Source organism: Actinoallomurus sp. CA-150999 (assembly GCF_050942425.1).
GTDB lineage: Bacteria > Actinomycetota > Actinomycetes > Streptosporangiales > Streptosporangiaceae > Actinoallomurus.
The window spans coordinates 1,035,577-1,062,418 of sequence record NZ_CP192063.1; the positions used below are offsets into that span (position 1 = coordinate 1,035,577).

Annotated in this window: 25 protein-coding genes, 1 tRNA gene and 1 pseudogene; 8 read left to right on the top strand and 19 right to left on the bottom strand. The window is 69.0% G+C overall.

Going from position 1 to position 26,842, the window contains the following annotated elements; all coding sequences use genetic code 11:
* Nucleotides 1-35: 35 nt before the first annotated feature.
* A complete protein-coding gene (locus ACQP2O_RS04910) occupies nucleotides 36-1,457 on the bottom strand; it encodes a DUF2637 domain-containing protein (RefSeq protein WP_433180283.1) in 1,422 nt (473 codons plus the stop codon).
* Between the two features lie 175 nt (nucleotides 1,458-1,632).
* Between ACQP2O_RS04910 and cysS the strand changes: the two genes are divergently transcribed.
* From cysS to rlmB, 3 genes are all read left to right on the top strand, one after another.
* Nucleotides 1,633-3,024, top strand: coding sequence for a cysteine--tRNA ligase (gene cysS, locus ACQP2O_RS04915; RefSeq protein ID WP_433180285.1), 1,392 nt, complete (start codon nucleotides 1,633-1,635; stop codon nucleotides 3,022-3,024).
* A gap of 164 nt (nucleotides 3,025-3,188) precedes the next feature.
* Nucleotides 3,189-3,890: a Clp protease N-terminal domain-containing protein gene (locus tag ACQP2O_RS04920; RefSeq protein ID WP_433180286.1), complete on the top strand. Its 702-nt coding sequence runs from the start codon at nucleotides 3,189-3,191 to the stop codon at nucleotides 3,888-3,890.
* A gap of 49 nt (nucleotides 3,891-3,939) precedes the next feature.
* Complete coding sequence (rlmB, locus tag ACQP2O_RS04925; RefSeq protein WP_433180288.1) at nucleotides 3,940-4,857, top strand: 23S rRNA (guanosine(2251)-2'-O)-methyltransferase RlmB; 918 nt, start codon at nucleotides 3,940-3,942, stop codon at nucleotides 4,855-4,857.
* Here rlmB and ACQP2O_RS04930 read toward each other — a convergent pair.
* Together ACQP2O_RS04930 and ACQP2O_RS04935 are read right to left on the bottom strand one after the other, a co-directional pair.
* The gene (locus ACQP2O_RS04930; protein WP_433180290.1) at nucleotides 4,848-5,762 is read right to left on the bottom strand and encodes an SDR family oxidoreductase; all 915 of its coding nucleotides are present in this window, start codon (nucleotides 5,760-5,762) and stop codon (nucleotides 4,848-4,850) included. The two genes, rlmB and ACQP2O_RS04930, sit on opposite strands and share 10 nt — an antisense overlap.
* Nucleotides 5,759-6,373, bottom strand: a complete 615-nt coding sequence (locus tag ACQP2O_RS04935) for a TetR/AcrR family transcriptional regulator (RefSeq protein WP_433180292.1) — start codon at nucleotides 6,371-6,373, stop codon at nucleotides 5,759-5,761. The genes ACQP2O_RS04930 and ACQP2O_RS04935 overlap by 4 nt, the downstream gene beginning before the upstream one ends.
* Before the next feature lie 134 nt (nucleotides 6,374-6,507).
* Here ACQP2O_RS04935 and ACQP2O_RS04940 point away from each other — a divergent pair.
* Nucleotides 6,508-6,583, top strand: a tRNA-Thr gene (locus ACQP2O_RS04940).
* A 296-nt stretch (nucleotides 6,584-6,879) separates the two neighbouring features.
* On the opposite strand, the gene ACQP2O_RS04945 is transcribed toward ACQP2O_RS04940, so the two are convergent.
* Nucleotides 6,880-7,269 carry a hypothetical protein gene (locus tag ACQP2O_RS04945; protein WP_433180293.1) on the bottom strand — a complete coding sequence of 130 codons (390 nt, stop codon included), beginning with the start codon at nucleotides 7,267-7,269 and terminating at the stop codon, nucleotides 6,880-6,882.
* Between the two features lie 49 nt (nucleotides 7,270-7,318).
* Nucleotides 7,319-7,690: an antibiotic biosynthesis monooxygenase family protein gene (locus tag ACQP2O_RS04950; protein WP_433180294.1), complete on the bottom strand. Its 372-nt coding sequence runs from the start codon at nucleotides 7,688-7,690 to the stop codon at nucleotides 7,319-7,321.
* Between the two features lie 354 nt (nucleotides 7,691-8,044).
* Between ACQP2O_RS04950 and ACQP2O_RS04955 the strand changes: the two genes are divergently transcribed.
* Nucleotides 8,045-9,220 (top strand): alpha/beta hydrolase family protein, encoded by a 1,176-nt coding sequence (locus ACQP2O_RS04955; RefSeq protein WP_433180296.1) that lies wholly within the window; start codon nucleotides 8,045-8,047, stop codon nucleotides 9,218-9,220.
* 71 nt (nucleotides 9,221-9,291) lie between these two features.
* Here the strand turns inward: ACQP2O_RS04955 and ACQP2O_RS04960 are convergent, their stop codons facing one another.
* The 7 genes and pseudogenes from ACQP2O_RS04960 to ACQP2O_RS04990 all read right to left on the bottom strand — a co-directional run bounded on the left by ACQP2O_RS04960 (nucleotide 9,292) and on the right by ACQP2O_RS04990 (nucleotide 16,451).
* Nucleotides 9,292-10,866, bottom strand: coding sequence for a protein kinase domain-containing protein (locus ACQP2O_RS04960; protein WP_433180298.1), 1,575 nt, complete (start codon nucleotides 10,864-10,866; stop codon nucleotides 9,292-9,294).
* Between the two features lie 9 nt (nucleotides 10,867-10,875).
* The gene (locus tag ACQP2O_RS04965) at nucleotides 10,876-12,495 is read right to left on the bottom strand and encodes a serine/threonine-protein kinase (RefSeq protein ID WP_433180299.1); all 1,620 of its coding nucleotides are present in this window, start codon (nucleotides 12,493-12,495) and stop codon (nucleotides 10,876-10,878) included.
* A gap of 229 nt (nucleotides 12,496-12,724) precedes the next feature.
* Nucleotides 12,725-13,093: a DUF559 domain-containing protein gene (locus tag ACQP2O_RS04970; RefSeq protein ID WP_433190933.1), complete on the bottom strand. Its 369-nt coding sequence runs from the start codon at nucleotides 13,091-13,093 to the stop codon at nucleotides 12,725-12,727.
* 87 nt (nucleotides 13,094-13,180) lie between these two features.
* A pseudogene (locus ACQP2O_RS04975) lies at nucleotides 13,181-14,221 on the bottom strand (zinc-ribbon domain-containing protein); the annotation flags it as partial.
* 49 nt (nucleotides 14,222-14,270) lie between these two features.
* On the bottom strand, nucleotides 14,271-14,861 hold the full coding sequence (locus tag ACQP2O_RS04980; RefSeq protein ID WP_433180301.1) for a hypothetical protein: 591 nt from the start codon (nucleotides 14,859-14,861) through the stop codon (nucleotides 14,271-14,273).
* 328 nt (nucleotides 14,862-15,189) lie between these two features.
* Nucleotides 15,190-15,852, bottom strand: a complete 663-nt coding sequence (locus tag ACQP2O_RS04985) for a VC0807 family protein (RefSeq protein WP_433180303.1) — start codon at nucleotides 15,850-15,852, stop codon at nucleotides 15,190-15,192.
* On the bottom strand, nucleotides 15,849-16,451 hold the full coding sequence (locus ACQP2O_RS04990; protein WP_433180304.1) for a TetR/AcrR family transcriptional regulator: 603 nt from the start codon (nucleotides 16,449-16,451) through the stop codon (nucleotides 15,849-15,851). Before ACQP2O_RS04990 ends, ACQP2O_RS04985 begins: the two co-directional genes overlap by 4 nt.
* Nucleotides 16,452-16,681: 230 nt before the next feature.
* Here ACQP2O_RS04990 and ACQP2O_RS04995 point away from each other — a divergent pair, with 230 nt between their 5' ends.
* Nucleotides 16,682-18,190, top strand: coding sequence for a serine/threonine-protein kinase (locus ACQP2O_RS04995; protein WP_433180306.1), 1,509 nt, complete (start codon nucleotides 16,682-16,684; stop codon nucleotides 18,188-18,190).
* Between the two features lie 61 nt (nucleotides 18,191-18,251).
* Entirely contained in the window at nucleotides 18,252-18,644 is a 393-nt protein-coding gene (locus tag ACQP2O_RS05000) for a VOC family protein (RefSeq protein WP_433180308.1), read from the top strand.
* Here the strand turns inward: ACQP2O_RS05000 and ACQP2O_RS05005 are convergent.
* Nucleotides 18,584-19,309 carry a helix-turn-helix domain-containing protein gene (locus ACQP2O_RS05005; RefSeq protein WP_433180310.1) on the bottom strand — a complete coding sequence of 242 codons (726 nt, stop codon included), beginning with the start codon at nucleotides 19,307-19,309 and terminating at the stop codon, nucleotides 18,584-18,586. The genes ACQP2O_RS05000 and ACQP2O_RS05005 overlap by 61 nt on opposite strands.
* 212 nt (nucleotides 19,310-19,521) lie before the next feature.
* On the opposite strand from ACQP2O_RS05005, the gene ACQP2O_RS05010 reads away from it, so the two are divergent.
* Nucleotides 19,522-20,781 carry an epoxide hydrolase family protein gene (locus ACQP2O_RS05010; protein WP_433180311.1) on the top strand — a complete coding sequence of 420 codons (1,260 nt, stop codon included), beginning with the start codon at nucleotides 19,522-19,524 and terminating at the stop codon, nucleotides 20,779-20,781.
* Nucleotides 20,782-20,957: 176 nt separating this feature from the next.
* Here the strand turns inward: ACQP2O_RS05010 and ACQP2O_RS05015 are convergent, their stop codons facing one another.
* The 6 genes from ACQP2O_RS05015 to ACQP2O_RS05040 form a co-directional block, all read right to left on the bottom strand.
* Entirely contained in the window at nucleotides 20,958-21,422 is a 465-nt protein-coding gene (locus tag ACQP2O_RS05015) for a luciferase family protein (protein ID WP_433180313.1), read from the bottom strand.
* 225 nt (nucleotides 21,423-21,647) lie between these two features.
* Entirely contained in the window at nucleotides 21,648-22,505 is an 858-nt protein-coding gene (locus ACQP2O_RS05020) for a hypothetical protein (RefSeq protein WP_433180315.1), read from the bottom strand.
* On the bottom strand, nucleotides 22,447-22,794 hold the full coding sequence (locus ACQP2O_RS05025; protein WP_433180317.1) for a hypothetical protein: 348 nt from the start codon (nucleotides 22,792-22,794) through the stop codon (nucleotides 22,447-22,449). Before ACQP2O_RS05025 ends, ACQP2O_RS05020 begins: the two co-directional genes overlap by 59 nt.
* Nucleotides 22,791-23,330, bottom strand: a complete 540-nt coding sequence (locus tag ACQP2O_RS05030) for a DUF4365 domain-containing protein (RefSeq protein ID WP_433180318.1) — start codon at nucleotides 23,328-23,330, stop codon at nucleotides 22,791-22,793. Before ACQP2O_RS05030 ends, ACQP2O_RS05025 begins: the two co-directional genes overlap by 4 nt.
* A gap of 241 nt (nucleotides 23,331-23,571) precedes the next feature.
* A complete protein-coding gene (locus ACQP2O_RS05035; protein WP_433180320.1) occupies nucleotides 23,572-24,354 on the bottom strand; it encodes a DUF4097 family beta strand repeat-containing protein in 783 nt (260 codons plus the stop codon).
* A gap of 105 nt (nucleotides 24,355-24,459) precedes the next feature.
* Nucleotides 24,460-26,730: a S8 family serine peptidase gene (locus ACQP2O_RS05040; RefSeq protein WP_433180322.1), complete on the bottom strand. Its 2,271-nt coding sequence runs from the start codon at nucleotides 26,728-26,730 to the stop codon at nucleotides 24,460-24,462.
* Between the last annotated feature and the right edge of the window lie 112 nt (nucleotides 26,731-26,842).

The following is a 26,842-nucleotide window of genomic DNA, read 5'->3' on the forward strand; positions in this document are numbered from 1 at the left end:
CGAGCGGATTCGATCCCGAAGGATCCGGCGTGCGCTCAGTCGCGGGGCGGCGTCGGCGAGCTGCGGAACTTGCTGGACGGCGGGGTCATGTCCTCGTCCCGTTGGGGCGCCCCCGGGGCGGCCGGCCAGGAGGCGTCGTCCTGCTCCGCCCACGACTGGGCGTCGCCGGCGTCCGGGTCCTCGGCCCGGTCCTCGGCGTACGCGTCCTCCTCCTCACCCGCCTGCGCCGCGTCGGCCACACCGGCGATCGGGATGCCGTCCGGGTCGGTGTCCGCCAGCCTGATGCCGTCGGGCTGGGTGTCGCCGAGCGACCGTCCTTTCTTAGGCGGCCCGACGAGCCGTACATCGGTCGGCAGCGAGGTCCGGGCCACCCAGCGCGGCGGGGGCTTCTCCTGCTCAGGGTCCACGGGCGTCTCGTTCACGGGCACGTTCACCTCCGGGTCGGGATCGGCCTTGGCCGGGTCCGTGTCCGTCCGGGACACGGTCTCGGAGTCCCAGGGGTCCTCCGTCATGGATACCGCGCCGGAGCCTCGGGCGTCGTCCGCCAGAGGTACGGTTCCGGAGCCTCGGGTGTCGTCCGTGAGGGGTACGGTTCCGGAGCCTTGGATGTCGTCCGTGAGGGGTACGGCCCCGAAGTCCCGGGCGTTCGCGGTCCCCGAGCCCTCGGCGTCGGGTGCCGTGGCGGGGGACAGAGCGGGACCGGGCTGCCACGCGCGGTCCGCCTGCCGTTCCAGCTCCGGCGAGAGCAGCGGACCGTCCCGAAACGCCGCCGGCTCCAGGTCGGTCCCGGCGTCGGGCTCGGAAGCGGTTCCGGGAGACTCGGAAGCGGGTCCGAGCGCGCGTGGTGCCGCGGGACGCGGCAGCGGGCGGGTGTCGGAGGGCTCCTCGTCGAAGAGGCCCGGAATGAGCGCTCGCCGGGTGTCGGTCGGCTCGGCGTGGGTGTCCGTCGGCTCGGCGTCCGGCGAGGCGGCCGTGGCCGACGGGGAGTCCGGGACCGGCGGGGCGGTGGCGTCGCGCCGACGGCCCCGTACGACCTGCTTGATCATGGACAGCCACAGCCATACGGCGATCGCGAGGATCACCCAGGGGGCTGCCGCGACCCCGCCCGACAGCCATGGGCGCGACAGGTGGCGATAGCCGTGGACGGCGCGCTCGACCTCCGCGGCGCCGGCGCCGGCGATGAGCGCCAGCAGGAGCAGCCACCGGACGGCGCGCGCCCACCAGCGGGACCGGCGCGCGGTGAGGATCGACAGGATCACGACGACGATCAGTCCGTCGAGCACGCCGGGGTACAGGTACGCCCAGTGGCGCGCGGCGCCACCCTGGACGGCGAGCGCCCGCAGGTCGTCATAGGAGAGCACGAACGTCGCACCGGCCAGCGCCGCGACGCCGAGGCCGCCTGCGGCCGTCAGCAGCCGCCGCTGCGCCGTGGAGTACGGGGCGGGGGAGTCAGTCATAGCAGGGAAACCAACCATCGGCTCGGAGGTTCCCCTATCTTGACCGGATCAACGCGTCCGTGCTCTTATCGCCGTGCCGCGTGTCGCCCGGGGACGGTCGCGGAGCCGTACATGATCGGGCGAGCCTTGCGATTCCGGTGCCGGGAGCGGACGGGTATCGAATAGCCTCTAACGCGTGAGCCTGCGCCTCTACGACACCGGTACCCGTAGCATCCGCGAATTCGTCCCGCTCGAGGCGGGCCGGGCGGGGATCTACGTCTGTGGTGCCACGCCGCAGGCCGCCCCGCACATCGGGCACATGCGCTCCGGCGTCATCTACGACCTCGTGGTCCGCTGGCTGAGCGCCTCCGGCTACGACGTCACCTTCGTCCGGAACATCACCGACGTCGACGACAAGATCATCCGGGTCGCCGCCGAGACCGGTGCGCCGTGGTTCGCGGTGGCCGAGGCCAACCAGCGGGTCTTCGGCCGCGGCTACGACGCCCTCGGCTGCCTGCCGCCGACCATCGAGCCCCGTGCGACCGGGCACGTCCCCGAGATGATCGTGCTGATGCGCCGCCTCATCGAGGCGGGCCACGCCTACACCGTCGAGGGCGACGTCTACTTCGACGTCGCGTCCTGGGCCGATCGCTACGGCGCGCTGTCCAACCAGCGCCTCGAGAACATGCGGCCGGCCGGTGACACGCCCAACGAGGCGGCCAAGCACGACGCCCGCGACTTCGCGCTGTGGAAGGGCGCCAAACCGGGCGAGCCTAGCTGGGAGACGCCCTGGGGGCCGGGCCGCCCCGGCTGGCACCTCGAGTGCTCCGCGATGGCGACCAAGTACCTCGGGCCGATCTTCGACATCCACGGCGGCGGAGTCGACCTGATCTTCCCCCACCATGAGAACGAGCTCGCGCAGTCGACCGCCGCCGGTGACGGGTTCGCCCGGTATTGGCTGCACAACGGCCTGCTCACGGTGAACGGCGAGAAGATGAGCAAGTCCGTCGGCAACGTCGTGCTGCTGACGGATCTCCTCGACCGGGCCCGCCCGGTCGAGGTCCGTTACTACCTCGCCGCCGCCCACTACCGCTCGATCATCGACTACTCCGACGAGGCCCTGCGCGACGCCGCGCTGGCGTACCAGCGCGTCGAGGGATTCGTGACACGAGCCGTGGAGCTCACCGGACGCGTCGAGCCCGGCACGCCGCCCGCCCCGTTCGTCGACGCGATGAACGACGACCTCGGTGTTCCGCAGGCCCTGGCCGTCGTCCACGAGGCCGTCCGCGATGGCAACACCGCGCTCGCCGCCGGCGACAAGGACGCCGTGACCCGCGTCCTGGGCGAGGTGCGCGCGATGCTCGACATCCTCGGCCTCGACCCGTTGTCGGAGCAGTGGGAGGGCACCGGCGGCGACCTTCGCGAGGTCGTCGACGCGCTCGTGTCGGTGGCCCTCGAACAGCGGCAGGCGGCCCGGTCCCGCAAGGACTACGCCGCGGCCGACGCCATCCGCGACGGCCTGACCGCCGCGGGGATCCTGATCGAGGACACCCCGCGAGGCACCCGCTGGGAGCTCAAGCGCTCCTGAGCCACCCCGGCAGACAGCCGCGTACGGGGCGGTCTACGGACGGGGTTCCGATGGGGTCCCTCGATCCGGTTGCGGGGCGGCGCTCCGGGGGACGTACCGGTCGAGAAGTCCGACGGGTCCGAGCGGCCGCCCCGGCCGGGGCCCTGCCTGCCGAGGTGGTGCACGTGTTCGAGCGGTTCGCCGATACCGCACGCCGTGTCGTCGTTCACGCCCAGGAGGAGGCCCGCTCGCTCGAGCACGGCCATATCGGGACCGAGCATCTCCTTCTCGGTCTGCTGCGCGGTGACACGGACGGGGCCGTACGGGCCCTCGCCGCCGCGGGCGTCGACCTCGACACCACCCGTCGCGACGTGGAGGCCATCGCCGGACGGGGGTCACGGGAGCCCGAGAGCGACATCCCGTTCACACGACGGGCCAAGAAGGTCCTCGAGCTGTCCCTGCGCGAGGCACTGCAACTCGGCGACGACTACATCGGCAGCGAGCACATCCTCCTCGGCCTCATGCGCGAGACCGACGGGGTCGGCGCTCGGGTCCTGCAGCGGCGCGGCGTCGACGTGGCCGAACTGCGGAGCGCCGTCATCCTGGACCTGCAGAGCCGCCGGACGGGTCGCCCTCAGCCCTCACCCCGGGAGGCGGCGGGCCGCGAGGCCCCGGTCGGCGACCGGCCCGTCGAGACGGGTCCGGCGGGGGAACCGCCGCTCGAGACGGGTCCGGCGGGGGAACGGCCGGCCGAGACGGGTTCGGCCGGCGAACGGCCGATCGAGGCCGCGATCGAGGCCGTCGGAGAGCGGCTGACCGCCATCGAACACCGGCTGGAGCGTATCGAGCGGCTCCTGCGGGACGGTTCGGGTCCCGGAGCCGCGTAGAGTCTGTGCCGGGGCGACAGATCGCCCGGTGCACCAGCGGAGGGCGAGGATGTCGAAGCGTCGCAAGAAGGGGCCGAGTCACACACTGAAGGCCGAGGATCGGCACTGGTACGGCAAACGCCAGACCGCCCGCGCAGCCAAGTCGGCGACACGCACCGGCACCGCCACCACCGCCGGCACCCGGCGTACGCCCTCGTCGTCCCCCACGGAGCGGCCGGCCCGGCGATTCTCGCCGGAGGGCCCGGAGCTGGTCACCGGCCGTAACCCGGTCGTCGAGGCGCTGCGAGCCGGCATCCCGGCCAGCGCCCTGTACGTCATGACCGGGGCGTCGGACGACCGCGTCCGCGAGTCCATCAAGCTCGCCACCGACGCCGGTGTCCCGCTGCTGGAGGCGGGCAAGGCCGAGCTCGACCGGATGACCGATCGGGCCGTGCACCAGGGCATCGTCCTCCAGGTCCCCGAATACCGTTACGCGCACCCCGACGACCTGCTGCGCCGTGGCACCCCTCCGCTCGTCGTCGCCCTCGACGGAGTCACCGACCCGCGCAACCTGGGGGCGATCGTCCGGTCGGCGGCGGCGTTCGGCGCGCATGGTGTGCTCGTGCCCGAGCGCCGGGCGGCGGGAGTGACCGCCGGGGCCTGGAAGACCTCCGCGGGCACCCTCGCCTCGGTCCCGGTCGCCCGCGCCACCAACCTCGTACGCGCGCTGAAGAGCTACCAGAGTGCCGGTCTGTTCGTCGCCGGGCTGGATGCCCGCGGCGCGGTCGGCGTCGGCGATCTGGAGGCCGCGAGCGGTCCGCTCGTACTGGTCGTGGGCTCAGAGGGCAAGGGCCTGTCGCGGTTGGTCGCCGAGACGTGCGACCTGGTGGTCAACATCCCGATGGGCCCGAGCGCCGAGTCTCTCAACGCCGGCGTCGCCGGGGGCATCGCCATGTACGAGATCGCCCGCCGTCGCTCTCAGCGGTAGTCCGTGACCGGGGCGTCCTTCTTGTCGCCGAAGTAGACCTCTTCGAAGAACCGGCTCGCCTCCGGCTGCGAGCCGTCGAGGTCGGTGAAGCCGTAGTGCTTGGCCAGTACCCCGGACGACAGCGCCTTGCCGGACCAGCGGGCCACGTCCGGGTCGGCGGCCAGCGCGGCCACCGCCCGCCCGATGTAGCGGGGCGACTCCGCGATCGCGAACCACTTGTCCTTCGCGATCCCGTCCCGCCAGGTCTCCTCGGTGACCCCGAAGTGCTCGAGCATCTCCTCCGAGCGCAGGAACCCGGGCGTCAGCGACAGTGACGTGACGCCGTGCGGGGCCAGCTCCTCGTGCAGCATCTTGCCGAGCCGCGTGATCGCCACCTTCACCAGATCGAAGAACATCGATCCCCGATAGCGGTCGTTGAACATGTCATCCCCGTCGGTGATCTCCACGACCAGGCCACGGCCCCGCCGTACGAGCAGCGGGAGGACCGTGTGGAGCGTGATCAGGTGGGTCTCCAATCCGTTGCGGACCGCCTGCAGGCCCTTGTCCAGGTCGTGCTCCCACAGCGGCGCCCACTCGATCCACTGGTCACCGCCCCACGTGTCATCGACGAGCACGTCCAGGCGGCCGTCCTGTTCTTCCTCGATCCGGCGGACCACCGCCCGTACGTCCGCCGGCACCATGTGGTCGCACCGCACCGCGATGCCCTGGCCGCCCGCCTCCGTCACCAGCTCGGCGGTCTCCTCGATCGTCTCCGTACGGCCAAGCGGGCTGCGCGACTCCCGCGTGCTGCGGCCGGTGACGTACACCGTCGCGCCGGCCGCCCCCAACTCGACCGCCATGCCCCGCCCGGCACCCCGGGTACCCCCGGTGACCAGTGCGACGTGTCCCCTCAGTGGACCGGTCACATGCCCTCCTCGATCGCTCCTGCGTCTGAACCGTGACACCAGCCGGCCAGGACCGCGCCGACGTCGGCGCGCATCCGGTCGCACAGACCACCGGCCGGCCGCGCCGACCAGTGCAGCGTGGTCCCGTCGGCGACCGCGGTGAGAATCCGGGCGGCCGCCGGTACGAGCGGTGCGCCCGGGAGCCGTCCCTCGCGCACCGCCCGCTCGAGCAACGGGACGAGCCCTTCCTCCAGGGCCGCGTACAGCTCCGCCAGCAGCCCGCGCAGCTCCTCATCGGCCAGATCGACGGCCAACTGCGCCAGATTGTTGGGGGCCGTCTCGGGATCGTCCAGCGGCGCGAAGGCCCGGACCAACACGTCGATCACCGCGGTGACCGGATCGCCGGCCTCCTCCACCGCCACGCGCATACCATGCCGTGTGCTCTCGACCGCCGTCCGGCTCATCGCGACCAGCAGCCCATGCTTGGACGTGAACCGCTGCGCCACCGTCCCGACGGCGACCCCCGCCTCCCGAGCCACGTCCGCCAGCGTGAACCCCGGCCCCAGCCGGCTGATGACCACCCCGGCGGCGGCCAGCAGACGTTCATCCGTGATCTTCCTCGGCCGTGCCACGTCATTATTGAACCACGGTTCATTAATGCTCCGCCAGCGCCCGGTGACCCGACGCGACCGGAGAGTCCGACCCGCGAGCGCGTCTGAGTCGCGGCGTATACGCGCTATCGTGGTGACGCTGCAGAAGCAGCGCCGCCTCCGTAGCTCAGCTGGCAGAGCGTCCGCCTTGTAAGCGGCAGGTCGCCGGTTCGAATCCGGCCGGAGGCTCCACCCCTGAGCAGGAAAAACGCCCCGCCTCTGATCACAGAGACGGGGCGTGAGTGTCTAACCGGGTGACTGCGCTTCCGGCTCGGCGGGGAAGGTGGCGTCCACGGCGCGGGCGCCCTCCTACGTGATGTCGTAGGGCGTCGTGCAGGTCTGGTGCGTTCCACGTGCAGTGGGCTCAGGCGGCGTCGCGCCATACCCAGACTGGTAATGCTTGTGCCCACGAGGTACGTCACGTAGAGATCGTTCTTCCATCCGACTTGCCAACCGAAGTCTAGGTTTCTCGGAGACCGTGGGGGTTTCTAGCTGTCAGGGATCGGTTCGGCAAGGGCCGACCGAGCGGCGGGTGCCGGGAAGGGGTCGGCGAAGTACTGAGTCTCGTGCGTCACCAGACGATCGCCGAACTCCATGATGCTGACCGTGTAGGTGGGCGCCCCGTCATAAGTGATGATGCACTCGCTTACCCACAGGTCGTCGGCGCCGGAAATCCGCAGGACGGTGAAGTGGCGTTCGGCCGGGTGCCCGCCGCGCTGCGCCTGGATCCTCGATCGGCCGCGGAAACGTTCCCCTGACTGCGGGTAGTCGAGGATCGCGTCCGTTGCGTAGATCGCGTGCTCGGTGTCGATGTCTCCGCGCTCGGAGGCCGCCCAGTGTTGCTCTATCCCGGCCCGGGTCCTGGCGTCGTGATCCATTGCGCTGCTCACCCCGCCCTGGTGTGAGGACTACGGGACGATAATGACCTTACCCATCCTCCCCGCCTCGGCGGCCGAGGTCAGGAGGGGGAAGTTCGACCACGACGCGATAGGCGGCAGGTTCTGAGGTGATGTGGAGGCCAGGATCGTCGAACATGCGTCGCAGCGAGGCAAGCCACTCGGGATTGGCGGTGGCTTTGTCGAGCGCGGTGCCCGAGCTCCAGTCGGCGATGTGGACGAACCGCGCCTCAGGTGCGTCGGCGAGCGTCCTGTGCAGGCGGGAGCGAAGAAAGCCGGGTTGAGTCGACATGATCCGGGCGTTCTCCCGGTACACATCGACGAAATACTCGGCTTCGTCCGCTGGCACTGTGTAGTTCTTGATCAAGGTGATCGGCTCATCAACGCCGGTGTTCGACTCCAAGGATTGACTCATGCCGATAAAGACCGGATACGTCCCGAGCTTGTGACGTTGAGGTGGTCGTAGGGCGTCATGCAGGTCTGATGTGTGGTCGGCGAGGACGGTGATGACCCCGCCGAGGTGGTGGTAGCCGGTGGCACGAGAGATGCCGTGGTCACGGGTCAGCGTGGTGACGTCGGAACCAACATGGGTCCGGGATCCCGTCTCGCCACCGGTAGCCGGTCTTCCGGCCGATCCCGACCTGACGGTATGCCTCGACAGGTCCTTCTCCGGGAGGATGCCGTACTCCTCTTGGCGCGATCAGATCGTTCGGAGTGGGGACGCCGGCTGCGGTGGTCGCGTTCTAGCGTCGTCGCCGTGATCAGAATCCGTCGTACTGCCGCAGCCGCCGCCCTCGCGCTCGTCCTGCCGCTGCCCGTCGTCGCAGCGGGTCAGGCGATGGCCGCCCCCATGTCAGCACCATTCATCGCCGCGTCCTCGAACCCGAACCTCCATGCGGACCTGCCAAGCCCGACAGGTCCGCACGCGGTCGGCCGCGAGATCCTGCACTTCGTTGACGAGCATCGCCGGGACCCCTGGGTGCCGTCCGCAGGCCCGCGGCAGCTGATGGTGTCCCTGTACTACCCCGCCAGACCCGGCACGGGCGGGCCGGCTCCGTACATGACCACCGAGGCAGCCCGGCTCATGCTGCAGATGAAGCTTCCGGGCACCACCATCCCTGCCGAGGCGGTCAGCCGGACCCGCACCTGGGCGCACTCCGGCGCGCGCCCGGAGCACGGCAGGTTCCCGCTGGTGCTGCTCTCGCCCGGTTTCACCATGCCGCGTACTGAGCTGACGAGTCTCGCCGAGGATCTGGCAAGCCGCGGGTACGTCGTCGCGCTCGTCGACCATACCTACGAGAATTCCGGCACGACCTTCCCCGACGGACGGACGCTCACCTGCGCCATCTGCGACAAGCCTCCCGCGGGCGGTTCCGGGGTCGTGGCGGAGAGCCGGGCGAAGGACATCTCTTTCGTGATCGACGAGCTGACGGGCCGCCGCCATCCTCGCCGGTGGTACGCCCAAATGATCGACGCCGGGCGGATCGGCATGGCCGGGCATTCCCTCGGCGGCGCCGCCGCGGTTCCGACCATGGCCACCGACAAGCGAGTACGGGCCGGGGTGAACCTGGACGGCACCATGGACGCGCCGGTCCCCGCCGCCGGCCTCGGCGGTCGCCCGTTCATGCTGGTCGGCCACGACATGGGCGGCGTGGTGGATCCCACCTGGGCGAGCGCCTGGGCGAAGCTGGACGGCTGGAAGCGGTGGCTGACGGTCTCGGGTTCTAATCACGGCAGTTTCACCGATGTGCCGATCCTCGCCGAGAAGCTGGGCATCCCCGAGCCTCCCGGTACGACGATCTCCGCTCATCGGTCGGTGCAGATCACCCGTGCCTACGTCGGGGCGTTCTTCGACCTGCACCTGCGCGGTATCCGCGAGCCGGTCCTCGACGGCCCATCCGCCGCCTTCCCGGAGGTCGAGGTCCGCCGCTGATGGAGCGCCTCAACGACCCGAATCGCTCAGCCGGTCCCGCTGTAGGGCCGAGGGCATTCTTGATCGCTCCCTCACGACGCCAGCGGACGGATCGTGTTGACGATCTGCCGCAGTGTCTTGTCGTTCACGGTCCCTGGACCGGTGCTGTTGGAGAAGACGTAGAAGGTGACCGACACACCCTGCCGGGAGGCGAATGTGGCGACGTACAGCGTTCCGCCGTTCGGTTTGCACGCGGTCCCGTTGCCGCCCTTCGTCTTGGTGACGACCTTTTGCAGCACTGCCTTGAGGCCGCCGATCGTCGGGTGCTCCGCCATCGGTGCCTCCGTCCGGGGAAGCACGCCTCCGAGTTGGTAAGCGAAGTTCGCCCATTGGAGCGCGTCGTGGGCGGCGGCCACCTCAAGGGTCTCCATCTGACCTGATGAGGCCGAGATGATGCCCGCGCCACCGAGCAGTCCCGACTGGACGATCGAGCAGGTCTTCTGGCTGATGTCGGCGACGCCGTTCGAACCGACGACGGTATTCCCGCTGGCGTCGGCGAGGCCCACACCCGTGCTCGGAGCTTCGACCTTCCAACCCGGCGGGACGTTGTACACCACGCCGTAGTCGGGAGCGGACACGACCTGCCAGCCTGGGACCTGCGGTGGCGATTTCGGGCTGACACCGGGCGGTGCCGGGGCGCCCGCGGTGGACTTGCCGGCTACTGGGCGTGACGGCGCTTTGGCGGCCGAATCGCCGTGTACGAAATACCCACCGGCCCCCGCGGCCACCACGAGCACGGCGGCTCCCGCGATCTCCGCCAATAGACGCCCACGGCTGCTCTTGCTCTTGCTCGCGGCCACGGTCGGCGCACCGTCGTTGACCGTCGAGTCCAACCCCGGGGGATTCGCCAGTGGCCAACTGGCGGTGTGCTGAGGGGCGGGCCCCATCGACTCGCGGAGTACCGCGAGGGCGGCGGCTGCGCTCTGCGGTCGTGCGGCAGGGTCCTCGGCCAGGAGATCCAGCACCAGACGGTCGAGGTGCGGCGGCACATCGGCCCGGCGGGACGCCGGTGGTACGGGGGGCGACTCTGCCGGCGGTGCGCCCGTCAGCAGTTCATAGAGGACGCGCCCGAGGGCGTACAGATCCACACGGGGATCGGCGGTGTCCGTCCGCATTACGCCGACGCCCAGGTTGCAGAGCTTCACGTCCCCGTTGTCGAGGAGGAACAGATCGGCGGACGTGAGGCCACCGTGAACGACGCTCTGGGCATGCACGGCCGTCATGGCGTCGAGGGACTGCTCGGCCACCCTGGTGACCTGCCCGACGGGCAGTCCGCCGCCCTGCGCGGCCAGGACGGTCTTCAGGTCCCGCCCTTCGAAATACTCGGTTACGAGGAACACCGGGGGCTCGGCGGTCCCGATGTCCAACATCGCCTCGACCGCGGGATGCCGTACCGTCGCCGCCTTCTCGGCCTGAAGACGGAACGCGGCGACGCCTGCCTGGTCGGTGGCGGCCGGTGCGGCGAAGGCCTTGACGGTGACCGTCCGGTTCAGCCGAAGGTCGAACCCGCGCCATACCTCACCGGCCCCGAGGTCGCCGATCGCCGCGTCGAGACGGTACCGCCCGGAAAGGATCTGACCGGGTTGCTGTCCCAAGGTGTTCCGCACGATCGTCCCTCATTGCTTCCAGTAAACGCCCTGGTTGTCGCCAAGGCCGTAGGGTTTCTCCCACCACTGAACGGCGGTGATGTCCCGCCCCTTGGGGGCCAGGATGACCGTGCAGGTGTCGTAACGGGCTCCATGATGGAACCCGCCGTCGTTGATGACGACTGCGCGACACTGGCTGGGGAAGTCCTTTGGATCCTCCGACGTGATGGTGTTGTCGACGGAGATGCCCGTGGAGTCGACCCCGATCATCTGGTTGGCGGGATTGAAGTCCAGGTAGGGGTCATCGGGTCCGAGATTGGTCACCGTGAAATGGGCGTAGTACGGGGTCGTGTCCCTGTCCGAACGCGACAGTTTCAGGCCGGCCAGGTCGGCCTTGGAACCCTTGACGAGCGAGGTCACGGTCACCCCTACCGCATCCGTATGCATCCCTTGGGCGACAGGCACGATGGCCATCTGACCGATCTGCTTCTGGTCACCGGGTCTGGCCTGACCAGGCACCGTTCCACCGACCGGCTTGAGCATCGGGAGTCCGCTGGAGGACGGATGCGTCGTCGTCTTCGACTTCGCGCCGTCGCCACCGAAGCCGTTCGGCAGCGCGAAGACCCCGGCTCCGACCAGCGCCGCCGCCCCGAGCACACCACCGACGACGGCGACGACGCGCTTCCGGCTCTTCGGCGTCTTGATGACAGAGGACGTGGCGCCCGTCGTCGTCCCCAGGGATTGATCCACGGTAGGCGGCTGCGGACGCAGGTACGGCGGCGGACCAGCGGGAGGAACGGCGGTGTGCCCGGACCAACGCAGGAAGTCCCGTACGGCGGCGGCGCTGACGGGCCGGTGGTCGGGCGACTTGGCCAGCAGGTCCAGGACCAGCCGTTCGAGATGAACGGGGATGTCCGGACGGTGTGAACGCAACGGCAGCGGCGCCTCGTTGAGGTGCTTGTACATGATCGCGGCGAGTCCCGAGTCGCCGTCCGCGTCGAACGCGGGCCTCCCCGTGAACAGCTCGTACAGCACCCCGCCGAGCGCATAGAGGTCGGCGCGATAGTCGGCCGGCTCACCGAGGAACTCCTCTGGAGCCATGTAGCGAGGCGTGCCGATCAGCCCGCCGGTGGCTGTCAGCGTCGTACGGTCGGCCAGCCGGGCGATGCCGAAGTCACAGATCTTCACCCGGCCGTCCTGCTGGAGAAACAGGTTCGCCGGCTTGATGTCCCGGTGGACGACACCGCGTGCGTGCGCCACCGCGAGTGCATCGGTGATCTGCTCCGCCAGTCCCACGACCTGGTCGATCGGCAGCCCGCCGGGATTCGTCGCGACGACCCGGGTCAGGTCGGATCCCTGGAGGAGCTCCATCACGAGGAACATCACGGGACCATGGGTGTCGATGTCGAAGACCGCGCAGATGCCCGGATGCTGCAGACCGGCGGCGGATTCGGCCTCCCGGCGGAACCGCGCGACCCCGTTCTCGTCCTGCGCCGCCTGCGACGGGAGGATTTTGATCGCGATCGGCCGGTTCAGGCCGAGGTCGACCCCGCGCCATACCTGCCCCATGGCGCCCGCGCCGATGGGGGCGTCCAATCGGTACCGCTCGGCCAGTAGTAGCCCAGCCTCCAGGCTCAGCTCACCCGGCAACGCGACTCCCCGAACGATCTTCAAACGGCTGCCCGACATTCCACCACGAAGAGCATTGAAGGTGAAACCCGCTGTGGAAAATGCGCGGAATCCGGCGACGGCGTCGACGGATCGGTCGGGACTCCGCCCAGGTCGGCGGGGGAGCGACCCAAGCTCCGGGCGTACTATAAACCCGTCGGTGTTCCTTACCCTCGGTTCGATGAGCGTGTCCAGCAGACGAAGGATGCGCCTAGTGGATGATCTGGCCTACCGTCGTCCAGTCCGTGGTGGTGGCCTTCTGAGCGGCGGCCAGTGTCACTGTGCCGGAGCATACGGCCTTGTACAGAACCTGGAGGACATGCTCACGCGCGATTCTGCCAGCGGCCGTGGGTTGCTCACGCGTCGGCAGTTTCGGGATCTGGACATCATCAGCGTGTAGCGGCTCCAGCGGCGCTTCCCGAAGACGCACGACAATCCATCCGCTGTTGCGCAGCCTCGTCGCCTTGCGCTTGTCGTGCGCATCGCGACCACGGTGCCAGTAGGAGCCGTCGAACTCGACGATCAGCTTCAGGCCGGCCTCGACCATGTCGCAGTGGAGCCAGCGGCCACGATCCTGCACGCTAAGAGGAGTGAGCCCAGGGAGAGCTAGTTGCAGTTCCTCGCGGAGTCGCGTCTCTTGCGCCGACGTGGTGCGAGGCACACACCCAGGGCAGCCGGATCCGCCGTTGATGCGAGCGTTGGGCGGAGTCCGCCACTCATGCCCAAGCATGCAACGCCACCAGACATCGCGATGGCTGTTCGGGGTGACCTGGTAGGGACGAAGCTCCCTGTTGCGGGTCGGATGCCACTGCGCAGAGACATCGGGGTATAGGGAAGCGAGGTCGTTTCCGTATCCGACCTTCTTGCCTGCACAGTACGGGCAACCACTGCCATGCCGACGGCTCAGCGGCCTTGTCTGATACGCGTGGCCGACGGGGCACTCCCACCAGGCCATGATCTTGCTGCCTGGGTTGAGACTTTCTGGCGTAAGGTCGCCATTCAGGCTCGGATGCCAATCTGCGGCAAGGTGCGGGTGAATGTCCGCAAAAGAGCACCCTGGGCGGGCTCGCCGCTTCTCTTCTTCGGTCGCACGCCTACCGCATGCGGGACAACCGGCTCCTAGGTTTCGGCTTCCAACCGCAGCTTGCCACTCATGGCCACAGGTTCGACAACGCCACCAGACCTTTTGGTCTACTCCGGCAAGGATTTCGGTCGGGGTTATCGGAAGGTTCTTCGTTGGGTGCCATTCTTCGGCGAGATCGGGATTCTTGAGATCCAGAGCCCTGCACCGCCAGCACGGTCCCTTGCCTGCGACCCGCTCCCTTACGGCTGCCTGCCACTCGTGTCCCTCGCTGCATCGCCACCAGACGGAAGCATGGGATCCGGCGATGACGTTCGCGGGACCATCGGGGTGATTGCGTGTGGGATGCCACTGAGTCGCGATCTCAGGGCTTATTGTCGCCAACGATTTGTCCGGCGGCACGACCCGAGGGCAAGCCAGGCATCCCTGCCCTGCCCACTTGTTCCTAACCGGCGCCTGGTACTCGTGTCCCGCAGAGCACCGCCACCAAACGACGCGCTTCGACTGCGCCCCTACGCGCCACGGCGTCAGATTGCCGTTGCGAATCGGATGCCATTCGCTGACAACACCCGGACACTTCTCGGCGAGCGAGCAGCCGACCGGGACGGATAGCGAGTAGTTCGGCACATGCCAATCTTCTCACAAGATATGTTCGATTGAAGCCATTCGATAGCTCCTAGCCGGTAGCCCGAAGCGCTGTTGTCCAGTCCGCCAAGATGGCTTTCTGCGCCGCTGCCAGAGTCACAGCCCCAGCACAGACGCGCTTGTAAAGCTCAAACTCGACACGATCCTTGGGGTTCGGATTTCCGGGTTCGGGCCACAGGTTGTGCGGGTCGGTCGGGTTGCCGCCGAGGCTGAGCGGCAGGAAATGATCTTCCTCGTAGGATCGCGGGTTGGTGTCGCTGTAGCCGTACTCGCGGATCTGCTGCCGCTTCAACGCGTCGGTGTAGGCGACGGGTGGGCGGATCGTCTTGGTGTAGCCGGCGACACAGATCGTGTTGTGAATGGTCGCCTGGGTCACGGCGGGGTTGAGGGCGCCAGGGGTGCAGTGCGGGTCCGGGTGGGTGGTGGCCGGGTCGAGGCTGGAGGCGTGACAAGACCCGGGCGCGAGGGTGCTGGTCGGTTCCGGAACGGCGGTGTCGGTTGGCGTCCCCGCGGATTGCGGGGAGCCGGTCCGGTCGCGGTGCGATGAGACCTGCGAGGCGGTGGAGCTGCAGCCGGCCAGCAGCAGGCACGTGGCAATGGCGGCCGTGATGGAGCGACGCATGAGAGGGACCTCCCAAATCGGGAATATCCATCATGCAGCCAGATGAGCGATTGAGTCGGATAAATAGCTGGAATCAGACGTATCCACGCAGGAGGTTCTATCGGGCGGGTAATCGCGGTCGCGCGTTTCCGTAGACCCCGCCTGACCTGGCCAGGGATCGGTCGCCCAGTGCGTGGGATATAGACGGGATCGCGGTGCCTTCGAACGGCCGGCGGTGTGCCGTTAGCGCTGGTCAAGGGGAGCGACAAAAGACGACGACAGGCGAACGCCCCGCCTCGTGGAGACGGGGCGTGAGTGTCCGACCGGCCGCTCGCCCGTGACCCGGACGTCAGGCTTCCAGGTCCTCCTTGCGGATGTACCAGACGTGCCAGGCGATCAGGCAGGCCAGCACGGCGAACCACACCACGGTGGTGACCAAGGAGATGAGGTCGATCGGCAAGGTGTAGACGAGCACGATGTGCGCCACCGCATTGGCCAGCAGCACGGCGCCCCAGACGGCCGTGTCGATGCGCAGCCCGCGCCGGAACCGGGCGTCGGTGTCCCAGCGGGCCGCCCACGCGGCCGCACCCTCGGCACCGCGCTTGATCTCGGCGATCGTACGGCCGAGCGTCAGCTGGGCGGGCCTGCCGACGCCGACCGTGACCAGCATCCAGGCGCCGAACAGGCCGCCCAGCGCGGCGGTCCAGCCCTCCCGGATCGCGAGGCTGCGCGGGTCGTCCGACAACAGGCCGAGCGCGACGGAGAGCACCAGGACACTCAACGTGACCAGGGCGAGGAGGTCGATCCGGCGGTTGCGCACGATGGTCCACACCGCGTACGGCGCGGCCACCAGGACGCCGGCCATCAGCGCCCACCACTGGCTCACGCCGGCGGCGCGCAGACCATAGAACAGCGCCATCGGCACGACCACCTCGAACACGACGGTCAGCACGTTGGCGCGGATCACCCGGCGCAGGCCCACGTCGGGCGCGGTCTTCTCGTCGATCATCATGCGGATTCCCCTTCGGGGTCGGCTGCGGTCGCCCGCACGTAGAGGTCGGCGAGCTCGCGACCGATGCGGGCGAGCTCGGTGGGTTCGGGTGCGGCGGCGGTCGCGCGGACGACGACGGCGTCGAGACCACTGATGAAGGCGATCGCCGTGGTCCGCGTGTCGAGGGGACGGAAGACGCCCGCCGCCTGCCCGGTGCGCAGGTGCTCCTCGACCATGGCGAGACGTCCGTTGACGGCGGCGCTCTGCGAGCCGGCGTTCTTCACGATGTCGATCAGCGCCCGGACCTCGGCGGGGTGCTCGCCGACGAGCGCGATGTTCGACTCGACGTAGGCGCGCAGCTGCGCGATGTGGCCCTCGGCGGCGTCGATGTGCGGCTGCATGAACGCCCCGGTGACCTTCTCGATCTCGGCGACGCACGCCGCGAGCAGATCGTCCTTTCCGGCGAAGTGGTAGCTGATCATGCCGGTGCTCGACAGGCCGGCGTGCTTCGCGATCCGGCTGAACGACGCCTTGGCGTAGCCGACCTCGGCGATCACCTCGATCGCCGCCGTCACGATCTGGGCGCGCCTGCCTGACTCGGTGAACGTTCTTGCTCGCATGAGCAAAATTTAGCTCGCTCGAGCAAATCCTGCAAGCCGTTGGTTCAAGGACGCGAGTGGGTGGGCGCTCCTCGGCAGTGTCGGCCTGGTCCGCTCAGCGTGTCCCGACTCGCCTCGCTCGAGGGGTCTCGGTAAGCCGAGAGGCCGGCTCTGACGTCACGGCCGTGATCCCAGCCTCTTTATAGACATAAGCGTTTTTTTGCTGCCGATCGGTCAGTATGATCCCCCTCGTGCGCACCGATCCTGACGAGCTCTTGGCCGGGCGGTATCGGCTGCTCGACGAAATCGGCCGAGGTGGGATGGGTGTCGTCTGGCGGGCCTCGGACACCGATCTCGACCGTACGGTCGCGATCAAGGAGTTGCGGCTCCCCGACGGCGTCGACGACGGTGAACGGGCCACCTTCTACGCGCGCTTGGAACGGGAGGCCAGGGCCGCCGCGCGGCTGAAACACCCCGGGATCGTCACGGTCCACGACCGGCTCACCGTCGGCGACCGGCCGTGGATCGTCATGGAGTACGTCGAAGGCGGATCCCTTCATGATCTCCTCGGCGAACACGAGCGGCTGGAGGTCAATGCCGTCGCCGCTCTCGGGGTGAAGATGCTGACGGCGCTGCGGGCCGCGCATGCCGCCGGGGTCGTGCACCGCGATGTCAAACCCGCCAACGTCCTGTTGGAGGGCGACCGCGTCGTCCTCACCGACTTCGGCATCGCCACCCTCGAAGGCGACAGCACGCTCACCCGGTCCGGAGCGATTCTCGGGACACCGGCGTTCATGGCCCCCGAACAGGTCCGGGGACAGGACGCCACCCCGGAGACCGACCTGTGGTCGCTCGGGGCCACCCTGTACGCGGCCGTGGAAGGGCAGGTGCCGTTCGGCGGAGCGAGCACCGGCGGGATCTTCGTGGCCATCGCCACCGAGGACCCGCACCCGTTCGTCCACGCCGGACCGCTCGCGGCCGTCCTCACGGGGCTCCTCGACAAGGACCCGGCGCAGCGGCTGAACGCCGACGACACCCACCGGCTCCTCACCGAAGTCAGCCGCGGCGCCGCACCCCTGCCGACACGGGTGGCCCCTCCACCGCCCCCGCACGTACCGGTGTCACCGCTCCCGCACGTACCGGTCTCACCGCCCGTGCCGCCTCCGATGCCACTGCTGCCCACACGGCCTGCGGCCGGGCCGGCCGGCACTCTGCCGCCGAGACCTTTTCTGTACGCCGGGGCGGCGGCCGGGGTGATCGTCGCTGCCCTTGTGGGCACGTTGGTGCTGTGGCCGGACTCCGGGTCCGGCAAAGCCGGCGGCGCGCCGGTCCCCGCCGTTGCCACGACACCGGCCTCGTCGCCTCCGGCGTACACGCCGCCGGCCCCGGCCCCTGCCACCAGCTACCCGGTCGCCCCGGCGCACACACCGATGAGCGCCGTCGCCATCAACCGGGTGTTCAAGAAGTACATGAACAGCCTCGCCGACCACGACATGACGAACCTGCGAGCGGCGTGCTGTCCACGGCTGCGTTCCACCCTGCTCGGGTTCGCGCTCAACGGCTATTACGTCGGCCGATGGAAGATGAAGCCGTACACCATCCCCCCGGGCGCGGACCAGCTCAGTGTCGAGGCCAATTTCACCCAGGAGGACCCCGACACCGGGAACAGCGCCGGCGACATCGACAACCAATGGATCATCGAACGGGAGTCCGACGGCCGGTACTTCGTGTGCGGGTGGCTCAACTACAGGGGACAGTAGCGAGCCACGGATGTCCGATCCGTTCATGCCGGCGGGGACCGTCGTGTCTAGCGTGTGGGGCATGACGAATCCCAGACTCGCGGTGATCTCCATCATCACGGACGACATGCCGGCCGCCATCGCCTTCTACGAATCGTGCGGGCTCCAGCTGAGCGGCGGAGGCCCGAACGAGCCGCACTCGGAGTTCGGCGGTGCGGGCATCAAGGTCATGCTCGACACCCGCGAGGTGGTCACGGGCATAGACCCGCACTGGAAGCCGCCGAGCGGCGGACACGCGATGGCGCTGGCGTTCGACTGCGGGACGCCCGACGACGTGGATGCCACGTTCGACCGGATGGTCGCGGCGGGAGCAGGGGTCGGCAAGAAGCCGTGGGACGCGTTCTGGGGACAGCGCTATGCCGTCATCACCGATCCCGACGGCAACCCCGTGGATCTGTTCGCGGCGTTGGGCTGAGGCTCATCGAGCGCCTGCTGGTCCCTCCACAGGTGGGACGCGTCGGCGTAGCCGGCGTCGGCGGCCGCCCCCGCGCGGGTGTGGCCGGCTGACAAGAGACGATCGGCCTTCCGCAGTCGAAGCACGCGCTGCAGGTGCTTGGCGCCGTAGCCGTACCACTGCCCGGCAAGCCGCTGGAGTTGCCGGGAAGAGTAGCCGGTTCGGTCGGCGACCTGGGCGATGGACAGCCCCGAACTCAAGTCGGCGGCCACGCGGACGGGGCGTTGGTCGATCATGAGGTCGGCCACGGCGCCGGCGGCGAGGTCGACCAACGCGACGGCCGGGTGCTCGGCGGCGGCCAGCCGCGTCTCCCACCGCCGAGCGCCGAGCCCGATCACGGCGTCGAGGCTGACGACGCTGTCGGCCAACTGGTCCGCTCCGGTCCGCAGCAGTTGCGGGAGGACTCCCGGCCAGAACCTCAGCCCGACCATGCATCCCGCTTGGCCCGGCGCGAAGACACGAGCGTGCGAATCGGCGCCCGCGATCAGCAGCGTCTCACCGGTCCACAGCAAGTCCATGCAGCCGTCCGGGACGATGACGGACTCGTCACCGGTGAAGGCGTTGCGCCAGATCGTCCCGTGCGCAGCCGGCGCCGCACGCTCCTCGTACCGTCTCGCGCCTGTCACAAGACAAGAACCTAGCCGAGGCCGCACGCTGAGCCGGTGGGAAGTCTCGCTCCGCGGCCGGCCGCATCGCCTCCGACGCGGCAGGTGCATCAGAAATTTAAATAAGTTGCTGATATAGTTTCCCGTGTCCGCCCTGGTCCGGGTGGGTGCGCGGGGGCGACCGACGTCTCCACGCGTCTCGACGGCTTCGGCCGGCGCGGTTGGAGGAAGCGATGACGAGCCAGGAGACCACCCGATCACGCGGTGCCGAGGCCCGGCCGTTTCCGCTGGAGCCGAAGCCGATCCACGTGGCCGACGACGTGCTCACCGACCTACGGCGGCGCCTTGAACTGACCCGGCTGCCGGTCGACGCGGGCAACGACGACTGGTACTACGGCGTGAACCGCGCGTACCTGCAGGAACTCGTCGACTACTGGCGCACCGGCTACGACTGGCGTACGGCCGAGGCCGCGATTAACGCCTACGAGCACTACCGCGTCGAGGTCGACGGCGTGCCGGTCCACTTCATGCGCAGGCCCGGCGTCGGGCCGAACCCGACACCGTTGATCCTCACGCACGGCTGGCCCTGGACGTTCTGGCACTGGTCCAAGGTCGTCGACCCGCTGGCCGACCCGGGAGCGTACGGCGGCGACCCGGCCGAGGCGTTCGACGTGATCGTCCCCTCGCTGCCCGGATTCGGGTTCTCCACGCCGCTGCCGGACGACCCGGACATGAACTTCTGGAAGATCGCCGAGCTCTGGCATGTCCTCATGACCCGGATTCTCGGCCACGACAAGTACGCCGCCGCGGGCTGCGACGTCGGAGCCCTGATCACCGGCCAGCTCGGACACAAGTACCCCGATGAGCTGTACGCCATCCACATCGGCTCCGGCCGGAAGCTCGACATGTTCAACGGCGACCGGGCGTGGGACTTCAGCGGCGGCCTGCCCATCCCCGACGGCCTGCCCGCCGAGGTCCGCGACCGGATCGTCGCGCTCGAGAGGCGGTTCGCCGTCCACCTCGCCGCGCACATGCTCGCGCCGAGCACGCTCGCGCACGGATTGTCCGACTCACCCGCCGGGATGCTCGCCTGGATCCTCGAGCGCTGGGTGAAGTGGAGCGACAACGGCGGCGACATCGAGACCGTCTTCAGCAAGGACGACCTGCTCACCCACGCCATGATCTTCTGGGTGAACAACGCGATCGGCACCTCGATCCGCACCTACGCCAACAACAACCGCTACCCGTGGACCCCGTCTCACGACCGGCGACCGGTCATCGAGGCACCCACCGGCATCACCTTCGTCGGCTACGAGAACCCGCCCGGCGTCAGCACCGACCAGCGGGTCCAGAACTTCCTCGACAGCGACCGCGCCGACTGGTACCACCACGTCAACCTCACCGTGCACGACCGCGGCGGTCACTTCATCCCCTGGGAGATACCGGACGAGTGGGTCGATGACCTGCGGCGTACGTTCCGCGGCCGCCGATAGCCGACCGGCGTCCACGAGCCACCCGATCGCGGCGGGTACGGGCCATCGGGGGCGACGGCACCGAACGCCGTCATCGCGAGATAGCCGGTGATCTCCTGCGATCTGCGCGACCGGTCCGCGACGGGCTCACGGACTGGTGAGAGCGGCGCTTCCCAGGACGGCGTGCGGGCGGCGGCTCAGCGTGAGCGGAGGCGAGGCTCCCGGAGGTCCTCCGGCACGACGGCCGGCCAGCGGCCCAGCATCGCGTCCTTGACCTCGGCCCGGGCCATCGTCATGCACCTGCCGGCCCGTTCGGCGCGCTCGTCCTGCCGTCTGGCGGTGTTCGCCTTGATGGCGACACTGGCCAGCGAGGTGAACAGGTCGACGTCGCTGTCACCGTCGAGCTGCACCCGGATCCAGTCCCCGCCGGGGGTCATCTGCACCCGACCGGACTCCAACAGGGGGCGGCGGAGACGCCCGATGACCGCCCAGGTCAGCCGCAGCTCCAAGGCCCCGTCGGCGTGCAGGTGCGCGAGCTGACGACCGCCGACGTTCAGCGCCGTCCCGAGACCGCAGGTAGCCCGTCCGCTGCGCACCCCGGGCCACGATGCCACCCGCGCCATCGCGCGGTCGGCGTACGACGTGGTCTCAACCCTCTTCACCCGCATAGGAGCATGTTTCACCCTGGAGGGTCGTGATCGGTAGTCCTGTGGCAAAAGACACGTTGTGGGACGGATGCCTCACAGTCATCCACTGTTCAAGTGAAGCCTTGGCGGTACGACGCTCGCGTACGGGGGTGTCCCGGCCTATCGGCGCTCGGAAGCGCCGGCGACTCTCGGCGCTCGCGTCCGTCGACGTGTACGCGGGCTACTTGCAGGAGCGGTTCGTCAGCGAGGGCTGCCACCGAGGTGATGCTTCAGGAAACTCGTGTCCAGCTCTATCCGTCCCTGCAACCGCCAGCTGCGGCGCTGAAATACGAGATCACCGGTCACCGTCAGCGGGATCTTTGCGCTGTAGGCCCGAATTGCCCACTCGTGGTCTTCCGCGCTCAGTGTCATGTGGACGTTTCGCAGTCGACCGTTGACCTCTGTCGCGATGGTGATCGCTCCACTGTCGGCCTCGCCGGTGTCGTCCTCGCGCGACAGTGAGCGCACAACGCCTACGAGCGTCACTCGCCGAGGAGGCTCTTCCTGCCGTATGAGCCGCTCGCGGACCCGACTGAGCGCGCTCACGGCGGCGTGCTCCAAGATGATCGGTTCTCGGCCGACTTTCGGCTTGCGCTCCGTGGCCGCCCATTCGAAAGACAGGTCCAAGGTTCTGATGTCCTCTGGCTGGGTGAGGTCCTCCAAGGACTCCACGAGAACGGCGCTCAACCCCCATCGCGAGGGTTCTAGGGGTACGTCGACGCGGCGGCCGACAGCCAGATCGCGGGTTGTCTCCAGGCCTAGGGCCAAGGTCTCCATCACGTGGCGAGAGAAGACGCCCGCCTGCTGATCGTTGGTCACCGCGGTAGGCCGAGTGAGTGGGGGGTCGCCCAATCGCGAGACGACTGTGAAGACGAAACTTCCGCGCTTCGTGTGGCCGAGCCTGACATCCTCCTCCAGGAAGTCGCTGACCGTTGCTGGGCGGCGGCCCTGATGGGAGCGGTCCGGATTGGCTGCGGTCGTTGCGGCAGCCTTCAGCATCTTATGGATCGCTTCGAGTGCGGCTCCGGCCTGCCGAAACGGTATCGTTCCGTCGGACATCGGTCGCGATGATTCGCTCCTGGAGCTTGGCGGCGTCCCAGTCGTTTATTCCACCGATGGTGCGCAGCGCGTCGTAGAAGCGTTGCCCGAAGTCCTCGTAGTCGGTGGCTAGGGGCAGCATGATGCGGGCCTTGAGCGTGCCGCTGTCGGCAAGGCTCCAGATCTCCTTGATCTGGTCCTGCCGTGACTCGAGCTGCCAGCGCTCAGCGGCGAGGTATTGAGAGACAGCCGCAGGGGTCAGCATCGAGGCGATCTCGCGGTAGGTGGCTTCCTGCGCGAATGGGCTCACCAGTCGCCTCCCTCGCCGATGGATTTCATTATGTCGAGTAGTTGTGATACATCGAACAGGTTACTACGCGGTAGATGCACAGTTTTGCTGGCGCAGTCGTCACTGATTGTGCCCAGTTCTGTGGCGCTCTGCCAGTACATGCAGCTTCGGGCGATTAGGCGATCTTCGTCCTGATCAAGCCATTTGTTAAGATCTTCGTGAACTGCCGGTATTCCCAGGTAGGCGGGTATGTAACGCTTGCGATTTGTTAAATTCAGGAACGGTTTGCGCTCCAACTGCCATGCCAGATGGTCATGGCTCAACAGGTCGGTCTGAGAGGTGCACTTCAGCTGTAGCTCGAACTGTGGGGCGTAATACCGTTCATAGCCGGCAGATGAGACTACGGTCACGTCGACGCCGTCGTAATCCGTCTTGTGATCCTTGAGAGAACATCCTGCCGCAGCCGTGACCATGTGCAGGTAGGCCAAGCTCAGTTGCTGCTTCATCTCGTTCGGCGGAAGACCGTCGGGAGGGATGCTCTGCGATCCGCTACTCACTCTGTCACCGCCCGTTCCGGCATGCATACTCCCCTTGCTGACGCATTGCGCACCTCGGGCGGGAACGTTACCTGGCCCTCGCGTGGGCCGGTAAGGGATTCGGTTGAATCTTTCGCAGGGAGCCGATCTCTGCTGGTTATTGAGTTTTGGTATGCACCAATTTCCCGATTAGGGGGACGAGTAAGTCAGGTGCGTGCCATAGGGACAAAGGCCCGTACGGGACGGTCGTTCGGGAGCAGGGTCAGGCGCGCTCGGCGGTCAGGCTGCCCGAGTCGGTGCGCAGGTACAGTCGGCGCGGGGCGGACGGGTCGTGGGGAACCGACGAGACCCTCCTGCTGCCGCTGTCGCTGTTCGCCTCCACGTCGTACGGGCCGCCGGGGACCGTGACGTGGAGCGATCCGGAGTCGGTGGTCGCGCGTACGTTGGTGGGCGCGGCGGCGAATTCCAGCCGGAGGCTGCCGGAGTCGGACGACGCTCGTACGGTCGGGGATCGCAGGTCGATGGCGCGGACCGATCCCGACTCGGACGCGAGGTCCAGCGTGCCCCACAGGTCCTCGACCGCGACCGAACCGGAGTCGCTGTGGGCGCGCACCGCGCCTTTGACGGAGCGGACCTTGACGGACCCCGAGTCGCTCTCCGCGTCGACGGTCGCGACTCCGCTGATGTCGAGTTTGCCGCTGTCGGCGCGGGCCCGGACGGTGACGGAGGCGGGGACGGTCAGCTCGTAGTCGACGCTGCAGCGCGAGCAGTCCTTGGTGAACGTCAGGGTCCCGTTGTCGAGCCGCTGTCCGGGATGCGGGGTGCCGTCCTGGTAGTGGACGGTCCGGTGGATCCGCACTCCGGAGCCGCCCGTGGTGATGGTCACGCGGCCGTCGTCCCCGTTCACGTCCACGACCTTCACCGGTCCGCTGATGTCGGCGTCGGCGGTCAGTTCGTGGCGGTAGCCGGCGAAGTGCACGCCGACGCCGCACCCAGGGAGGACGGCGACGGCGAGCAGGGAAAGAGCCAGGCCACGTTTTCTCACGGACGAGCTCCTCCAGGTCGGTTGCACCGCACGCTACTGGAACGCGGCGCTGGACCCTATGGGGGCGACAGGCGTGACGCGGGTGGGGTTATCCCCCCTACGCCATCACGTCTCGGACTTATCGTCGGGTTCAGCGGGAGGCGGGTCCGCGGTCTCACTCGCGGAGCTCCACGACGTGGACCAGCCCGAACCGGTCTCCCCGCCGAGTAGCGGAGACCCCCAGTTGCGGGTGTCCTCCTTCAGCCGGTCGAACCCGCGGCGGATGCTCTCCCAGCTCTCCTCCGCGAGCGGTGTGCCGACGTCGGAGGACGAGTCGATCGGCGCGTCGCTCAGCGGGTCGGGGGCGCCGCCGGACCGGACGTCCGGGCCGACCGCGGGCGACGGATCGCTCGACGCCGTGGCACCGCTCAGCGGCGTACGGGACGCGGGGGCGGACCGACCCGGCTCGGACCCGGAGGGGGCGTTGGCGGCCACCGGTCCGCCGGCCGCCGGGAACGCCTCGGTGCGTGCCTCCGGCCCGGCCGCCGACGGACCGGAGGGCAAAGGAACGGACCAGGCCGCGTTCTCGTCGGGCGGTGGCACGCCGGGACCTCCGCGACGGGGCGGCTCTGCGGCGGCGGGACCGGCGGCTGGCATCGGTCCGGTCGGGGGCTCGGCGGGCGGCCGGTCGGCGGCGAAGGGTGATGGTCCGGTGGGGGATCGATCGCCGACGGGGGAGGAAGGCGACGGCCTGGCCGGGTCGCCGAACCCGGTGTCGGGGAACGAGGCGTCCGACGATGGCTGCTGCCAGGGTGACGGCTCCTCCGGACGCCGGGACCGCGGCGAGGCGTCGGTCTCGCCTCGCCGCCACGCGGAGGCGTCCGTGGAGCGTTCCGGCGCCGAGTCGGACGCGAGGGGTTCCCATGAGGACGATGGTTCGGTCGGCCGAGGCTCCCAGGGAGACGGCCGCTCGGCCGGTCGGGGCTCCCACGGCGAGGAGGGCTCGTCCGAGCGTGGCTCCCAGGGCGAGGGGCCTGGGGGCCGGCTCTGCCGTGGGGAGCGCCCGGTCGAGCGCGGTTGCCATGGGTCGGACTCGGCGGGTGAGGCGGCGGCGACCGGTGCGAGGGTCTCCTCCTCCTCGGCGGCCCGGTCGGCGGCGAGACGCCGGCGGCGCTGCCGCCAGCCCAGGATGAGGCTGAGGACGAGCAGGGTGCCGCCGCCGCTCAGGACGGCGACGAGCATGAGATCGGGCCCGCCCTTCGCCGAGGACCCGGTGGGAGCGGGCGTGGTGGACGAGTCCGGCTGCTTCACGCCGGCGCCCCCGTGCTCGGCCTTGTTGATGCGGGCGGCCGTGCGCAGCGTGCCCAGCGCGTCGGCCACGCCGGTGCCGATCGCGGTGTTGCGGCCGTCGGCCGGACGGTGCGTCGTGCCCTCCTCGAGCGTCTGCTTGACCTCGTCCGGCGTGAGGCGGGGGTAACGGGCCTTGACCAGGGCGCTCATACCGGCCACGAGAGCCGCGGACGAACTGGTCCCGGTGCCGAGGACGTAGCCGTGCCCTGAGACGTCGGCGCTGACGATCTCGACGCCGGGTGCCGAGACCGACACGTACGTGTGGCGGTTCGTGAACTTGGTCGGTTTGAAAGCGCGGTCGACGGCGCCGACGGCGATCACTCCGGGGTAGGCGGCCGGGTAGTTGCGCCGATTTCCCGTGGCGCCGTCGTTGCCGGAAGAGGCCACGAGCACGACGCCCTTGCCGAGCGCGTACTTGATCGCCGTCTCTTCGAGCGGGTTGCCGTTGTAGAAGAGCTTGCCGCCGCCGAGCGACATGCTGATGACCTGCGCGCCGTGGTCGGTGGCGTACCGGATGCCCTTGGCGATGGCGTCGCGCGAGTGGGCGACCTGCGCGTGGTCGTCCCGCATCGGGTCGTTCAGTTCCCAGGTGACCCGGATGGAGAGGATCTTCGCCTCCGGCGCCACGCCCATGATCCCCGCGTTGCCGCCGGCGCCGTGCCCGTGGCCCGCGATGAGACTGGCCATCTCGGTGCCGTGGCGGCCCCAGTAGCGGTTGCCCGGTTTGCGGGCGTGCCCGGTGAAGTCGGGGCCGTCGACCACGCGGCCGGTGAGGTCCGGCTGGTGGCCGTCCACACCGGTGTCGAGCACGGCCACGGTCACGCCGTCGCCCCGTGAGTACTTCCACGCACGCGGAAGGTGAAGAGCGCCCAGTGTCCACTGCTGGCCGCGGTACAGGTCCACCGTGGCCGTACGGCCTGCCGGGCGGGCCGGCCGGCCCGGCACGGCCGACTGGGCAGCCGGGACGGACAACACCGCGACGGCGGCGCTGACCAGCAGCGCGGAGACGAGGCGAGGAAAGGTGCGGCGGGGCTCGGATACGGGCACCGGTTTCCTCCCCGGTATCGGCGGCGGGCGTCATTCTGCCACGGAGGAATGGGGAACGCTCTCGCGATCGATGCCATTTCGGTGCGCTTGGGACGCAACGCGTCACGGAGCG